Below are 15,870 nucleotides of genomic sequence, written 5' to 3'. Positions count from 1 at the left end.
CTAAAAAAGCGGATGAAGCGAGCGATTTTCTTGCACGCCTGAAATCGCCCTTGCTAATATCTCACCAATTGTAATCAATGTCATTTTATCTTGCCATTTTTCTTCTGGAATATCAATGGCATCTGTTAACACAAGTTCTTGTATCGGCGAACTAGCAAGCCGTTCTGCTGCGTCTCCTGCTAAAACAGCATGAGTGGCACAAGTTACAACTCCTGTAGCGCCATTTTCAAGCAATTTTTCAGCGGAAGTAGTTGCTCGGTATCCGGTATCAATAATGTCGTCTACGACAATGGCAAGCTTGCCGGCTACATCGCCGATTATACTTGAAATTTCACGTTCGTCTGGACGCGGTTTTCGGTTTAAAATCGCGATTGGCGCATTCATTTTGTCGGCCACTCGGCGAGCACGAACAACTCCGCTGTGGTCTGGCGCCACAATCACCACATCGTCGTTTCCATATTTTTCAACCAAATGCGCGGTTAAAAGTGGTACAGCCGAAATGTGATCGATTGGGATATTGAAGAAACCTTGGATTTGTGCAGCATGTAAGTCAACTGAAATAAGTCTTGTTGCACCAGCCTGTTGCAGTAAATTAGCGATTAATTTGGCCGTTATCGGCTCTCTGCTTCGTGCTTTTCTGTCCTGCCTAGCATAAGGATAATAGGGCATAATAACGGTTATCGAATGCGCTGAAGCACGTTTTAATGCATCAATCATAATAAGCATTTCTATAAGGCGTTCATTTACATTGCTATTCGCCGACTGGAGTACATAACAATTGGTTCCGCGAACGCTTTCTCCGATGTTGATTTTAACTTCGCCATCACTAAATTTTTGCAACTCAATCTCACAAAGCGGCACGCCTAGTGCTTTTGAAACTTTAACCGCAAGCGGCCGTTCATTTGTTACAGAAAAAAGCCTCATTTCATTTGACATTCTTATCCCCTTCCAGCAAACTAATTTGACACTTAATATTATATAAAACAAGTTGGGTTGTCGCAACCATATTCATTTAATATAGAAAAAGGCATACCCGTTCTATGATAAATCGGTATGCCCTTTGCTTCATTTATTTTTTTAAATCCGCTTTAATTTCTTTTAATCGATTCGGTGTTACATCGTCGCCTAATGGATCTACAATGGTCACATGATGTAAATTATCTTGAAGCGTCCCGCGAATCATTTGGCAATATTCTTTGCGAAGTTCTGCTTGATGCGCTTTTTCAGCTGCCGTAAGCCCTTCGCTTTTTTGTTTTGCCCCGTAATGATTGATTTTTGCTAATAATTCTTTCATGTGATCCCTCCTCTAACTGGTTACCCTTAGTAAGTAACTAACAAAATAATAACACATTGGTCAAAAATAGTCAAATCGTATTTGTTTTGCTATTATCGCACCATGTTTCATGCTAAAATAATGAAAGACAACTTATCCGAAAGAAGGAGACAATTTGAAAGAATTTTTTCAGCTATTAAAACACGGAAATAAATCGGCACTGATGGCGGCAATTGTAAATGCAGTCGTTTCACTCGTAAAAGGCATAACTTATATGTTTACCGGCAATGTGGCGATGTTCGCTGAAACGCTACATAGTTTAGGCGATGCTGCCAACCAGCTTTTTGTTTTCACAGGATCTGCTCTTAGTAAAAAACGCCCGACGAAACGCTTTCCAAAAGGCTTTGGCCGTGTCGTCAATTTAGTTTTACTCGGCGCTGTCCTTGTCGTTGGCATCATGGCGTACGAAACCATTAAAGAAGGCATCACCCATATAATCCACCCCAGTGAATCGACTGGTTTTTTAATCAACCTAATTGTTTTACTTACTTGTACGCTTTTAGAAGCGACTGTCCTCGTGAAGGCGATGCGCGAAATTACGCATGAGGCGGGCGTTCAAGCGAAAGGATTCAAACTTTTCCCTGCTGCGATGAAAAATTTAAAGTCAGCGAAAGCCGCTACTAAGCTTGTTTTTATGGAAGATTCTGTTGCAACTGGCGGTGGGCTTTTGGCTGCCCTTGCTGTTGTGATTTCCCATTATACACCATTCCATCAAGCAGAAGGAATTGCTTCGATTTTAATTGGCCTAATGATGTTTATCGTGGTTGGCGAAGTGTTCCTAGACAACGCTGCTGGTGCGATTGGAGAGTCCGACGAAGGCATGCACCTCCAAATTGGGCAGCTTATTATGACCGACCCTGATGTGAAAGATATCCAAGTTTTAACTGTTTTAAAAGAGGGAGATTCTTTCCATGTCGATGCTGAGGTTGAACTTGATTCCTCGCTCACGCTTGCTGAAATCGACCAAATTCGCGAACGTATTGAAGATTCTGTCGCCACCATTCCACACGTAGCCGACGTTATGATTACGTTTGATGAAGTGGATTCCGTTATGGACTGGGAGTTCGGTGACGGAAGATAAAACTAAGAACGGAAAATCAACAAACTGATTTTCCGTTCTTTTTAAATTAAATTGTATTTTTTCAAACTATCTATTGCCGAAAGAACGGCCTCTTCCTTCGTTGCAAGTTGCTCCCAACCTAAGACTTCTTTCGCCTTGGCATTACTGATTTTCCGGTTCATCTCTAAAAGTAACAACCCTTCTTTCGCTTGACGGTTAAACCTCGCACCAATTTTTATGAACCAATTAGGAATGGTTCTTGTCGTTACTTTGTCTGCTAACTCTGGTCGTGCTTTTTTTAGTAGTTTAGCTATTTCTAGCATGGAAATTTCTCCGTCTGCCGAAGCAATAAACCGTTGCATTGCCGCATCTTTCGTTGTCATAGCACGAATATGCATGCTAGCCACATCACGAACATCTACCACATTAAGCGGTATATTGGGAACTTTTTTTACTTTTGGGTCTAGTAGCATTTTAAGCAAACCAAAACTCCCCGAGACGTGACTATCTAACGCAGGTCCAAAAACGGCTACCGGATTAATTGTCACTAGTTCTAAATTCGGATTCTCATTAGCAAACTCCCAAGCTGCTTTTTCTGCCAAAAGCTTAGATTTTTCATAAATTGAAAGCCCTGCCTCATGTTCGTTCGTCCAATTTTCTTCTGTAGTTGTCGAATTTAAATCCTTATTACTAAAACCTACAGCTCCGAAATTAGATGTCATTACAACACGTCTTACACCTGATTTATGTGCAGCCTTTAAAATACGTAAGACTCCTTCAATCGCTGGCCGAATTGCCTCCTCTTCATTTTTAGGTATATCGAAAAAAACAGGCGATGCAACACTTAGTACATATTCACAATCTTTCATATTGTCTTCCCAGTTTTTGTCGCTAGTTAAATCAGCTTCAACAAATTCAAGCGTGTCCACACCCACACCATGCTCTAGCAAAGTATCTAAAACTCTTTCTTTACTATTAAGATTGCGAACAGTGGTTTTTACATTATATCCTTGCTGCAATAATTGTAAAATAATTTGCATACTCATAAAACCTGTTCCACCAGTTACTAAAACTTTATTTTTCATGCCAATTCCTCCAAATATCATCTTTATTTACTAAAATAACTTTTTAAGCTATTATTAGAATAAACCCTAGACCATAGTCTAGAGCAAGCGTTTATTTTTAGGAGGAACTATGACTTATACAATTAAAGAAGTCTCTGAAATGTTTAATTTAAGTATCTATACAATTCGTTACTATGATAAACAAGGATTACTGCCATTTGTTTCAAAAAATAAATCTGGCTACCGAGAGTTTACGGAATCGGACTTACAGTTCATCCACACAATTTGTTGTCTAAAAGCGACTGGAATGTCAATCAAAGATATTCGGACTTACATTTCATACTGTATGGTCGGAACTGAATCGATTGCTTCGCGAAAAAAATTACTTTCTGATCATCGTGATAAAGTTTTAGAAGAAATAGCACTATTACAACAAAATTTAAAGGGTGTTGAGCAAAAATTGGATGTTTACAGCTCCCCAATGGCCGCCGAAATTATTGAAGCACAGCGCAATTTTGTCCGAAGCGAAAAGGAAAAAGCAGCTCTTTTTAACCCCTACTAAAAAGCTGCCTTTTCCTTCTATTCTTTATGTTCTAACACTGTACGACCGTTAAGCTTTTGAATTTCCCTATTGTTTGCATCATAATATCGGTCAAACTCCTTAATTTGTTCACTTGAAACTTCTACGGGATTTGCCATCACATACCATTCCACATTTTCTGAAAGAGGAGGAGTTGTAAGCGATCCTAAATAATGATAGTAACTTTTATTTTCTGGAAGCATACTTGCCACATTAATCGTATCTCCAACTTTTACTTTTTCACCTTTTTTAATATTCGCAAGCACCGTATTAAAACCTGCGTTTTCCTTACCCTCTTTAAAGAACACACCAATTACGGCGATTCGTCCATCTTGCGACTGGTTGACAAAATGCGCTTCAATCGGATAATGCTCCCCATTCAGCGTGTGCTCACTTTTTGCGTGGAAATGGAACTGACTAAGTTCAAAGTTACGCCCGTTAATCTTCGCCGTACCCGTATCATCAACTTGAATGCTATGCCCGTTATCCACCTCATCTACTACAGCATCTGAATAATCAAGCTCAATTTCTCCAGAATCTTTCATCGGCTCGGTTTTAGCAGTTTCAATATTAATTGGTGACTGCGAATCCCCAGACTCAAATTTCCAATCCTTTTGATTTTTATAATCGATATGGTCACTTGATTCTTTCTTCACCACTTTTTCGCTCGCTTTTGGCTCTGTATCATTCGAACAACCCGTAAGAAACGCCACGGACACAAGCATTACAGCTGGAACTAACAACATTTTTTTCATTTAATTAACCTCCGTAATATTTAATCAACCTAATTAACATACCAATAATGACACCTAAATGCTGTAGACAAATTGTGACGTTTTTCACAAAAAATGAGACTTTTAGCGTCGAATATACACAAAAAAAACACCCGCTTTAATAAACGGGTGCTCCTGTCTTTACGAGACATAATGCGGTTTTCTGCGGGTCTCCACAAACCCATAAATGCAGAAAACACTCGGCAGCTAAAAATCACGCTGCATAAGGCTCATCGCATGACCTTTAATATAGCATTTTTTTATTTTTTTGTAAAGCTAGCAAAAGACGAACACCAAGCTTCCGCAATCAACTCGTGTCCTCTTTTTGTCGGGTGAACCCCGTCAGGCGCAATTTCAGCATATCCTTGCGCGATCCCCGCTGCGTTTAACATCCCATCAAGCGGCACATACAACGCCCCGTACTCATCAGCAAGCTCCCGCACAGCATGAATTTTCGGATCCAAGTCAGCCCGCCAGTCTTTCCTATCCGCCGGAATTGGCAATACAAATGGCTCCATTAAAATTAGCTTCGCCTCCGTATTTTGCGTAACATCCTCCAAAACATCTGCATACACCGCTTTAAACGTGCCAGTCGAAGTATCCCGCCATTCCGAAAAGCTCCGCCAAGTATCGTTAATCCCAATTAAAATCGACAAATAATCCGGTGCAAGCCTAATTGCGTCTTGTTGCCAGCGCGCACGCATATCCGTCGTTAAATCACCAGAAACACCACGATTAATCACCCGAAATTCAGGCAGCATTCGCGAAATCATGGCCACATAACCCTCGCCTAAACTCCCACTATCCGCGCGATTCCGTCCCGCATCCGTAATACTGTCACCTTGAAAAAGTATCGTCTTCATAAAACTCCTCCTAATTTATAAAAAAACACCAACAAGTAGGTACTCGTCAGTGTTCATCACATCATACAACTTTTTCTTCCAACCAGTTTAAATCATCCAAGAAATAAAGCAAATCTTCTTCTAGAATGTCGCGTTCACAGTCGTTCACAATATCGTGACCACTTCCTTGATAAAAACAAAGTTGTTTTTCCGCCGTATGAATATTTTTGAAAATATAATTCGCGTTATCCGCGTCAATTTCCTCATCTTGGCAACCTTGCCCAATCATTGTTGGCACATGGATTTTTTCAATATTATCCGCCACAAATTTATAAAAATCAGAACGTGCGTCTGCCATCTTTTTAATTTCCGGTTCATAGCTTTTTAGCATCGCTTCCGCAGACGCCGCTTCAAAACCTTCTTTTGCAAGTTGTTTTAGCAAATATTTCTCTACTGGAATATAGCGCATTTTGCGATTAACGTTCGCACATAAAGGTACAATCGCTTTCGGTGAAAATGATTCCGCCATTTTAAGCGCAAACACGCCACCCATCGCAACACCAATAATCGCAATTTCATGGTATCCTTCTTTTTCCAAAAACTTATACCCAGAAACAGCATCTTCGTACCACATTTCAGGCGTCGTTTTCAAGAATAACGCTGGCTCATCTCCGTGTCCACGGAAATTCGGAGCATACACCGTATACTCATTTTCAGCTAAATATTCTCCTAAACTTTTGACATCTTCTGTAGTCCCTGCAAAGCCATGCAAGAGTAAAACAGCACGATTTCCCGCTTTTAACATAAAGCTACGATCCGCACTCATTTTTCAGCAGTCCTCCTACCCTTAAAATAAAGGTTTTGTGAATTACAATAGACCTATCATAACGCGAAGTTTGGCAACTGTCAACCCTAAAAATCAACTGCTTTTTCCTAACTAAAACAAAGTTAAAAATCCCACAAAACACCCCCTTCCCCGCCTAAAATCCCCCAATAAAAAAAGCCCGGCGAGCCATGCGTTTCCGCATCGCTCACCGAGCTCAGAATTCAATTATTTTTTCAAGTTGTAGAATGCTTTAAGACCACGGTATTCCGCAAGATCTTGAAGGTTATCTTCAATACGTAATAATTGGTTGTATTTCGCAACACGGTCAGTACGAACTGGCGCACCAGTTTTAATTTGACCAGCATTTGTTGCAACTGCGATATCAGCAATTGTGGAGTCTTCAGTTTCACCAGAACGGTGAGAAACAACTGCAGTGTATCCAGCTTGTTTAGCCATTTCAATCGCATCTAAAGTTTCAGTTAAAGTACCAATTTGGTTAACTTTGATAAGGATAGAGTTCGCGATACCTTTTTCGATCCCTTGCTCTAATTTTTCAGTGTTTGTTACGAATAAATCGTCACCAACTAATTGTACTTTAGAACCAATACGTTCTGTAAGAAGTTTGAAACCATCCCAGTCGTTTTCATCTAAGCCATCTTCAATAGAGATGATAGGGTATTTGTTAATCATTTCTTCATACCAAGCTACCATTTCTTCAGAAGTACGTGTTACGCCTTCACCTTTAAGTTCATATTTACCAGATTCACGGTTATAGAACTCAGAAGATGCAGCATCCATTGCGATTCTAACTTGTTCGCCTGGTTTGTAACCAGCAGCTTCAATTGCTTCGATAATCGCTTCAATTGCTTCTTCATTAGATTCTAAGTTTGGCGCGAAACCACCTTCATCACCAACACCAGTGTTAAGACCTTTACCTTTAAGAACACCTTTAAGCGCGTGCACAATTTCAGCACCCATACGTAAAGCTTCTTTAAAGTTAGCAGCACCTACTGGCATAACCATAAATTCTTGAATATCAACATTGTTATCAGCATGTTCGCCGCCGTTTAAAATGTTCATCATTGGAACTGGAAGAACTTTCGCGTTCGTTCCACCAATGTATTCGTATAAATGTACGCCTAATTCGTCAGCAGCAGCACGAGCAGCAGCTAAAGAAACACCAAGGATAGCATTAGCGCCTAATTTACCTTTGTTCGGTGTACCATCTAAGTCGATCATCGCTTTATCAATACCAATTTGATCAGTAACATCAAAACCGATAATTTTATCAGAAATAATATCATTTACGTTTTCAACAGCTTTCAAAACACCTTTACCAAGGTAACGACCTTTATCGCCATCACGTAATTCTACAGCTTCGTATTCACCAGTAGACGCACCACTTGGAACAAGCGCACGACCAAAAGCACCAGCTTCTGTATAAACTTCTACCTCAACAGTTGGATTACCACGAGAATCAAGAACTTCGCGAGCATATACTTCAGTAATAATAGACATTAATATCTTCTCCTTTGTTGGGACTCTTCGAACAAAGTGAGTTAGAGTCCCAATATGCATGTGAGCAAAGCGAACATGTAATCCTCAAAAGACTCTTCGAACAAAGTACTTTCCAGAACCACAATCCCCAAAAGCCCCTTCGAACAAAGTACCTTCCAAAATCACAATCCCCAAAAGCCCCTTCGAACAAAGTGCCTTCCAAAATCACAATCCCCAAAAGCCCCTTCGAACAAAGCAACTCCACCACACACATATTGGTATTCTCTCAACTCGTCCAATCCCACATTTTAAATTACATTTTTATTGTAGCTTTGTTTTAGTAAAAACAAAAGTAAAAACTGTTTTATTTCTCAATTAAACTTTCACCAGTCATTTCAACTGGCTTTTCTACGCCTAATAAATCAAGCATAGTTGGTGCCACATCCGCCAAACGGCCGTCAGCGCGTAATGTTGCACCTTTTTTCGTTACGATGACCGGAACCGGAACTGTCGTATGCGCAGTATGCGGTTTTCCTTCTGGAGTCGACATCGTTTCAGAGTTTCCGTGATCCGCGAAAATAACAGCAGAACCACCTTTTTCTAAAATCAAATCAACTACACGACCTAGATTTTCATCCACCGCTTCAATCGCTTTAATTGTTGGCTCAAGCATACCAGAGTGACCAACCATGTCCGGATTCGCGAAGTTTAAAATAATCGCATCGTGCTTGTCGTCTTTAATATCTTGAACAAGTGCGTCTGTTACTTCATAAGCACTCATCTCTGGTTTTAAATCATAAGTTTCAACTTTTGGTGAGTTGATTAAAATCCGATTTTCGCCTGGAAATTCTTCATTTCTTCCGCCATTCATAAAGAATGTAACATGTGGGTATTTTTCCGTTTCAGCAATTCGCAGTTGCGATAAGCCGGCATCAGATAATACTTCCCCAATTACGTTTTTCATTTCAATTGGCTCGAAAGCTACTTCAGCGTCAATACTTGGATTATACAAAGTCATCGTCACAAATTTCACGTTTTTAGGATGTTTCTCCCCACGTTCAAAATGTTCCCATTCTTTGTCTGTAAAGGCATTTGAAAGTTGGATAGCACGGTCTGGACGGAAGTTAAAGAAGATGACTGCATCATTATCTTTCACCGTCGCAGTAGCTTCACCGTCTTTCGCAATAATTGCCGGCACAACAAATTCGTCGTTTTTCCCATTTTCATAAGAAGTTTCAACTAATTTAATTGGATCCGCAAATTTTTCACCTTCACCGTACACAAGCGCTTTATAGGCTTTATCAACACGTTCCCAGCGCTTGTCGCGATCCATCGCGTAGAAGCGTCCAGATACAGTCGCAATCTCACCATATCCAAGTTTTTGAATAGCTGTTTGAAGTTCTTTTAAATACTCAACAGCAGACTGTGGCGCCACGTCACGACCATCTAGGAAAGCGTGGATATATGTGTTTGGAACACCTTTCGCTTTCGCTGTTTCAAGTAGTGCAACAAGATGGTTAATGTGACTATGAACACCACCGTCAGAAAGCAAACCGAACAAATGCAAATCGGAATTGTTTTCCTTCGTATGATTAAATGCGTTGTTAATGGCTTTATTTTCTTGGAACTCGCCTTCCGCAATTGCTTTATCAATACGTGTTAGGCTTTGATATACGATACGACCTGCACCGATATTTGTATGCCCTACTTCTGAGTTACCCATTTGTCCATCTGGAAGACCGACATCAAGACCCGAAGCTTTTAACGTACTATGCGGAAATTCAGCCCAGTAACGGTCGAAATTTGGTTTATTTGCTTGTGCAACAGCATTTCCAACTGTTTCAGCACGTTGTCCAAATCCGTCCAAGATAATAATCGCTACAGGAGATTTACTCATTTTATTTTACTGCCTCCAATAAAGCTAAGAAAGATTTAGGTTCTAAGCTTGCGCCCCCTACAAGAGCGCCATCAATATCTGATTCTGCCATGTATTCAGCAATATTTTCTGGTTTTACACTTCCGCCGTATTGAATGCGAACCGCTTCTGCCGCTTCTTTAGAAACAGCGTCAGCAATTTCCGCGCGGATAACCGCACAAGTTTCGTTTGCATCTTTACTTGTAGAAGATTTACCAGTACCGATTGCCCAGATTGGCTCATAAGCAATAACTGTTTTCTTCACTTGTTCTTCAGTAAGCCCTGCAATAGCAGAACGAATTTGACCACGAACCCAAGTTTCAGTTTGACCAGCTTCACGTTGGTCAAGTGTTTCACCACAGCAAATGATTGGTGTCATGCCACGTTTGAAAATCGCATGTGCTTTTTTATTAATATCTTCATCTGTTTCATGGAAATACTCACGACGTTCAGAGTGACCGATAATCACATAAGATACACCAAGATCAGCAAGTGCAAACGGACTTGTTTCTCCAGTGAATGCACCTTCATCTTCTGAATAGCAGTTTTGAGCAGAAATTTGCAAATCAGTTCCTTCCGCTAAACGAGTTAAGTCACGAAGGAATAAAGCTGGGGAAGCGACTACAGAATCAACCGCGCTTTTAGCTGGCACTTTCCCTTTCACTTCTTCTACAAATTCTGCAGCTTTAGCCGCTGTTTTGTTCATTTTCCAGTTTCCAGCAATAATTGGTTTACGCATGAAAAACATCCTTTCGAACTAAAAAATTTGTTTTTATTTATCGCTAATAGATGCAACGCCTGGTAGTTCTTTACCTTCTAGATATTCTAGAGAAGCACCGCCGCCAGTTGAAATGTGCGTGAACTTGTCAGCAAATCCAAGTTGCATAGCTGCAGCTGCCGAGTCACCACCACCAATAATTGTTGTTGCATCTTTTAAGTTTGCGATAGCTTCACAAACACCAATTGTACCTTTTGCAAAATTGCTCATTTCGAAAACGCCCATTGGACCATTCCAAATAACTGTTTTCGCTCCTTCAAGCTCTTTCGCAAATAGTTCGATTGTTTTTTCGCCGATGTCAAGTCCTTCTTCGTCAGCAGGAATAGCATCAGATGCAACTGTGTGGAAAGGAACATCATTGCTGAACTCTTTCGCTACAACAGTATCAATTGGAAGAACAAGTTTATCACCAGCTTCTTCCATTAAACGTTTTGCAAGATCCACTTTATCCGCTTCAAGAAGAGAAATACCGACTTCATAGCCTTTTGCTTTCATGAATGTATAAGCCATACCGCCACCAATTAAAAGTTTGTCTGCTACTTTTAATAAGTTTTCGATAACGCCAATTTTATCGGATACTTTCGCGCCACCTAAAATTGCTACAAGTGGGCGATCTGGGTTTTCAACAACCCCACCGATAAATTTAATTTCTTTTTCCATTAAGAAACCAGCTGCAGAATCTAAGTTAGAAGCAATTCCAACGTTAGAAGCGTGCGCACGGTGAGCTGTACCAAAAGCATCGTTTACGAATACATCGCCTAAAGATGCCCAGTATTTGCCAAGCTCAGGGTCGTTGCCGCTTTCTTTTTTACCTTCAACGTCCTCAAAACGCGTATTTTCAAATAAAAGAACGTCTCCGTCTTTCATATTAGAAATAGCAGTTTCAAGTTCAGCGCCGCGTGTTACAGGAACAAATTTCACTTCTTTGCCAAGTAATTCGCTTAAACGTTCAGCAACCGGGCGAAGGGATTTGTCTTTTTTATCTTCTTCAGTTTTCACTTTTCCAAGATGGGAGAATAAAATTGCTTTTCCGCCTTCTTGTCCAATATATTTAATAGTTGGAAGAGCAGCTACAATACGATTATCGTTTGTGATTTTGCCGTCCTTCATTGGCACGTTAAAGTCAACGCGAACAAGTACTTTTTTGTCTTTTAAGTCTAAATCAGTCACTACTTTTTTAGCCATTTGGATTCCTCCTGATAATAACAAAATACACAGTCGCTCGTGTAGTTTGAGTTTGTAACATAAAACTAAATAACTTCAGAAAACAAGCGGAAACAAATACATGTCTCCGCCTATTCGTTTAAAACTTATTTAATTCAGGCTTATTTTGCAATTTTAGCGAAGTATTCTAAAGTACGAACTAATTGAGCAGTGTAGCTCATTTCGTTGTCATACCAAGAAACAGTTTTAACTAATTGTTTGTCGCCAACGGACATAACTTTAGTTTGAGTTTCATCGAATAAAGAACCGTAAGTGATACCTTTAATATCAGAAGATACGATTTGGTCAGCAGTGTAACCAAATGTTTCTGGATCGCTTGCAGCTTTCATTGCAGCATTTACTTCGTCAACTGTTACTTGTTTGTCTAAAACTGTTACAAGTTCAGTAAGGGAACCAGTTGGAACTGGAACACGTTGAGCAGCTCCGTCTAACTTACCTTTAAGGCTTGGTAATACTTCACCGATTGCTTTAGCAGCACCAGTAGAGTTAGGAACGATGTTTTCAGCCGCTGCACGAGCACGACGGAAGTCACCTTTAGGGTGTGGACCATCAAGAGTCATTTGGTCACCAGTGTAAGCATGGATTGTAGTCATAAGACCTTCAACAATACCAAAGTTGTCGTCTAAAGCTTTAGCCATTGGAGCTAAGCAGTTAGTTGTACAACTTGCACCAGAGATAACTGTTTCAGTTCCGTCAAGTGTTTCATGGTTAACATTATAAACGATAGTTTTCATGTTACCAGTTGCTGGAGCAGAGATAACAACTTTTTTAGCCCCTGCTTTTAAGTGTAATTCAGCTTTTTCTTGTGTTGTGAAGAAACCAGTACATTCAAGAACGATTTCTACACCTAAGTCGCCCCATGGTAATTCTTCAGGGTTACGGTTAGCTAAAACTTTAACTTCTTTTCCGTTAACTTTAAAGAAACCATCGTGTACTTCAACATCTTTACCGAAAGTACCTTGTGTTGTGTCATATTTTAAAAGGTGTGCTAACATTTTAGCATCTGTAAGGTCATTGATTGCTACTACTTCAATTCCTTCTACTTCTTGAATACGACGGAATGCTAAGCGTCCAATACGTCCAAAACCATTAATACCAACTTTAACTGTCATGAGTTATTTCCTCCTTGAAAATAAGTGAAATTTTTTTATTTCAAATGGGTTTTACTCCCATTTAAAAGCATATTTGCTGCTCCTTCGTCCGTGACTAAAATCGTATTTTTCGGAGCGCTTTTCATATACGATTTAATTGCTTTCGCCTTTGAAGTCCCACCAGCAACAACAATGATGTGCGGGATTTTGGCTAAATCTTCAAATTGCAGGCCGAATGTAGAAACTTTATGTACGACTTCACCTTGCTCATTGAAATAATAACCAAATGCTTCGCCAACTGCCTCAAGACGTGTAATCTTATCGATAACTTCATCACTTGTATGGCGGCGTTTCGCCATCGTAAGCGCGTCACCGATACCATGAACGATTGCGTTTGCCGATTGCACCAAGCGCAAACCTTCTTGAATCGCAGGTTCTTTCATAAGAGATTGATAAGCTTCTTCACCTAACTGTTCTGGCACGTATAGAACACGGTGTTTAGTACCTGTTTTTGTTGCGATGCGGTCGCAAATGGTGTTGGCTTGATTATCTAAATCTTCGCCGATTCCACCTCGCCCAGGAACGAAAAGCAACTCTCGCCCTTTAGCAAAATCGCTTGGCATTGTATCTGCAAAGGTTGCCATTGTAGAACCACCCATGACAGCTACAACATTGCGTTTTTCAACTAATGCTAAATCAAGTTGTTTTACAGCAACACGACCCATTTCCTCGCGTACCCACGGCGTAATATCACTATCTCCCTGCACGACTAAACATTTCTTTATTTGTAAAAGCTCCGCCAGTCTATTTTCTGCAGAATGTAAACCAGATAGTTGATTCATTATGCTTTCGAGATCACGAAAAACAATGAGCCCTTCTTTTGTCACAGTCATTCCTGATGATGCAATATCAATCAGTCCTTGCGCTTTCAAAAATTCAACTTCGCCGCGAAGAACGCGTTCACTCATGCCGAGCATTCCTGCTAGAGTCCGCCTGCCAACAGGCTCTGCAAAATAAATGGAACGAAGTATTTGATAGCGTTTTTGCATGACCGCTAAAACGTCGGGTAATAGCTTTTGTTGAATGTTAATTAAATCTGACATTTTAATTGCTCCTCGCTTTTGGACACCATTCGACCCGCATAGTCATCAAGCGTCCCGTTGAAACTAAAAAAAGTGGAGATAAAGGTTTCTAAGTTTTCGACTGGATGAATTTTTCAAATCATACGTCTTTCTCTTTTTCTTACCTTCTCTCGCTCTACGTGCATTATGATGAAGCTTTATCATTCCTTTATTACCCTACAACATTTATTTTAACAGCCTTTTGGAATTTCTTCAAGTAATAAGTGGGACATTTATGAAAAAGCAATCATTTTTTTACAAAAGGAAAATATTTCATTTTACTTAGAGCTTCTTATGACTAGCTTCATTTGAAATAGCGCCCTTGCCATGTTTCCATAAAAAAAGACAAATTTCGTCCCATCATTTTTAAAACTGGGACAAAATTCGTCTATCATTCATCAAATCGTTTTCTTTTAGAAGAAGATGGAATTCGCAGTTCTGTCCGATATTTGGCAATCGCCCTACGCGAAACTTCAATCCCTTTTTCTGCAAGCAAATCAACAATTTTCTGATCTGAAAGTGGTTTTCGCTTGTCTTCTTCTTTTACAAAGTCAAGAATCAACTGTTTAATACTCGCGCTTGAAACATCTCCTGTATCCGTTGCCGTTTCCTTCTTCTTTTGTAAACCGGACGCAAAAAAGGACTTTAGTTCAAACACACCTTGGCTTGTTTCAATATATTTCCCGTTCACAGCTCGACTAACCGTTGATTCATGGACGCCAATTTCTTCAGCGATTTCTTTAAGGGTTAGCGGCTCTAGATGGGCATTTTCTAAAAAGTGAGCTTTCTGGTGGGCAACAATTGCTTTGCCGACACGTTTTAATGTATCCTCGCGCTGCTCCATGCCTTTCATAAGCCAGTCATACTCGCCAGTTTTGTCTTTCAAAAAGTTCAGCACATCTTTTTCATTCGTGTCGCGCATCATTTTATAGTAGTTCTCTTGGAATCTAATTTGTGGAATGAATTGTTTCGCCACTGAAACGAACAGCTCCTGTCCAACTTGTTGCAAAATCAAATCCGGGACAACGTACTGCACGCGTTCCGTTTCAAATTCGGACCCTGGCTTAGGATTTAACGTCTGCACAAAATCAGAAACTTGCTGAATCTCTGAAAGCGGGACATCAAGCGCGCTCGCGATGCTCTTCCACTTTTTCTCCGCAAAAGCAGTAAAATGTTCTGAAATCACGTCGTACGCAATATACGGCGCGTCTATCGAACGATCAATCTGCAACAAAATGCACTCCTTCGCGTCACGCGCACCCACACCAGCCGGCTCTAGGCTTTGTAAAACTTCAAGACCCGCGAGCACATCCGCTTCGCTCATCAAAAGCCCGCTCGCAATCGTTTCAATGTCCGTCACTAAATAACCGGCATCATTCAAACTTTCCACAAGATACAGCAAAACAATTTTTTCCTTGTAGCTTAATTTCATAAGCGCGATTTGATTCTTCAAAAAATCAGGCAGCGTTTCCTTGCTGTCCGCAATTTGTTCCAACCAGTCATTATCCGTATCATAATTTTTTTTGCGCTTCGTATAACTGTAGTCTGTTGCAACATCAATGCCAGCGACCACTTCAATTAGAGGGTTTTCCAGAGCTTTATCTTCCAAAAAAGTCGTTAAGTCAGCCGTTGTAAATTGTAGCATTGCAATAGATTGGGAAAGTTGCTGCGTCATCGCAAGCTTCATCGATTGTTTTTGTTGCTGCTTTTGCACATAATTGGATTCAAATCTCATGTCAAAACCTCCTTTTCATCTATTATTATAA

At 40.3% G+C, this 15,870-nt stretch carries 15 protein-coding genes; 2 read left to right on the top strand and 13 right to left on the bottom strand.

Annotated elements, in window-relative coordinates; translation table 11 throughout:
- Positions 1–936 (bottom strand): ribose-phosphate pyrophosphokinase, encoded by a 936-nt coding sequence (locus CFS04_RS06425; RefSeq protein ID WP_088809792.1) that lies wholly within the window; start codon positions 934–936, stop codon positions 1–3.
- Positions 937–1,069: 133 nt separating this feature from the next.
- Positions 1,070–1,294 carry a DUF896 domain-containing protein gene (locus CFS04_RS06420; RefSeq protein WP_088809791.1) on the bottom strand — a complete coding sequence of 75 codons (225 nt, stop codon included), beginning with the start codon at positions 1,292–1,294 and terminating at the stop codon, positions 1,070–1,072.
- A gap of 154 nt (positions 1,295–1,448) precedes the next feature.
- Between CFS04_RS06420 and CFS04_RS06415 the strand changes: the two genes are divergently transcribed.
- Positions 1,449–2,414 carry a cation diffusion facilitator family transporter gene (locus CFS04_RS06415; protein WP_088809790.1) on the top strand — a complete coding sequence of 322 codons (966 nt, stop codon included), beginning with the start codon at positions 1,449–1,451 and terminating at the stop codon, positions 2,412–2,414.
- 41 nt (positions 2,415–2,455) lie between these two features.
- Here CFS04_RS06415 and CFS04_RS06410 read toward each other — a convergent pair whose 3' ends face one another.
- Positions 2,456–3,478: an aldehyde reductase gene (locus CFS04_RS06410; protein WP_088809789.1), complete on the bottom strand. Its 1,023-nt coding sequence runs from the start codon at positions 3,476–3,478 to the stop codon at positions 2,456–2,458.
- Between the two features lie 109 nt (positions 3,479–3,587).
- On the opposite strand from CFS04_RS06410, the gene CFS04_RS06405 reads away from it, so the two are divergent.
- Positions 3,588–4,019, top strand: coding sequence for a MerR family transcriptional regulator (locus CFS04_RS06405; protein WP_088809788.1), 432 nt, complete (start codon positions 3,588–3,590; stop codon positions 4,017–4,019).
- A gap of 17 nt (positions 4,020–4,036) precedes the next feature.
- On the opposite strand, the gene CFS04_RS06400 is transcribed toward CFS04_RS06405, so the two are convergent.
- The 10 genes from CFS04_RS06400 to rpoN all read right to left on the bottom strand — a co-directional run bounded on the left by CFS04_RS06400 (position 4,037) and on the right by rpoN (position 15,839).
- Positions 4,037–4,792: a carbonic anhydrase gene (locus CFS04_RS06400; RefSeq protein ID WP_088809787.1), complete on the bottom strand. Its 756-nt coding sequence runs from the start codon at positions 4,790–4,792 to the stop codon at positions 4,037–4,039.
- 278 nt (positions 4,793–5,070) lie between these two features.
- Entirely contained in the window at positions 5,071–5,673 is a 603-nt protein-coding gene (locus tag CFS04_RS06395) for an SGNH/GDSL hydrolase family protein (protein ID WP_088809786.1), read from the bottom strand.
- A gap of 61 nt (positions 5,674–5,734) precedes the next feature.
- Positions 5,735–6,478: a carboxylesterase gene (locus CFS04_RS06390; RefSeq protein WP_088809785.1), complete on the bottom strand. Its 744-nt coding sequence runs from the start codon at positions 6,476–6,478 to the stop codon at positions 5,735–5,737.
- Positions 6,479–6,703: 225 nt separating this feature from the next.
- Positions 6,704–7,996, bottom strand: coding sequence for a phosphopyruvate hydratase (gene eno, locus CFS04_RS06385; RefSeq protein ID WP_088809784.1), 1,293 nt, complete (start codon positions 7,994–7,996; stop codon positions 6,704–6,706).
- A 343-nt stretch (positions 7,997–8,339) separates the two neighbouring features.
- Positions 8,340–9,872 (bottom strand): 2,3-bisphosphoglycerate-independent phosphoglycerate mutase, encoded by a 1,533-nt coding sequence (gpmI, locus tag CFS04_RS06380; protein ID WP_088809783.1) that lies wholly within the window; start codon positions 9,870–9,872, stop codon positions 8,340–8,342.
- Between the two features lies 1 nt (position 9,873).
- A complete protein-coding gene (tpiA, locus tag CFS04_RS06375; protein ID WP_088809782.1) occupies positions 9,874–10,629 on the bottom strand; it encodes a triose-phosphate isomerase in 756 nt (251 codons plus the stop codon).
- A 33-nt stretch (positions 10,630–10,662) separates the two neighbouring features.
- A complete protein-coding gene (pgk, locus tag CFS04_RS06370; protein ID WP_088809781.1) occupies positions 10,663–11,853 on the bottom strand; it encodes a phosphoglycerate kinase in 1,191 nt (396 codons plus the stop codon).
- A 140-nt stretch (positions 11,854–11,993) separates the two neighbouring features.
- Positions 11,994–13,004, bottom strand: coding sequence for a type I glyceraldehyde-3-phosphate dehydrogenase (gap, locus tag CFS04_RS06365; protein WP_088809780.1), 1,011 nt, complete (start codon positions 13,002–13,004; stop codon positions 11,994–11,996).
- A gap of 35 nt (positions 13,005–13,039) precedes the next feature.
- Positions 13,040–14,086: a sugar-binding transcriptional regulator gene (locus CFS04_RS06360; protein ID WP_088809779.1), complete on the bottom strand. Its 1,047-nt coding sequence runs from the start codon at positions 14,084–14,086 to the stop codon at positions 13,040–13,042.
- Positions 14,087–14,495: 409 nt separating this feature from the next.
- Positions 14,496–15,839: an RNA polymerase factor sigma-54 gene (gene rpoN / locus CFS04_RS06355; protein WP_088809778.1), complete on the bottom strand. Its 1,344-nt coding sequence runs from the start codon at positions 15,837–15,839 to the stop codon at positions 14,496–14,498.
- Positions 15,840–15,870: the final 31 nt, after the last annotated feature.

This window comes from Listeria sp. ILCC796, from assembly GCF_900186175.1.
Taxonomy (GTDB): Bacteria; Bacillota; Bacilli; order Lactobacillales; family Listeriaceae; genus Listeria; species Listeria goaensis.
This window is presented reverse-complemented; position numbering and strand designations above follow the sequence as displayed.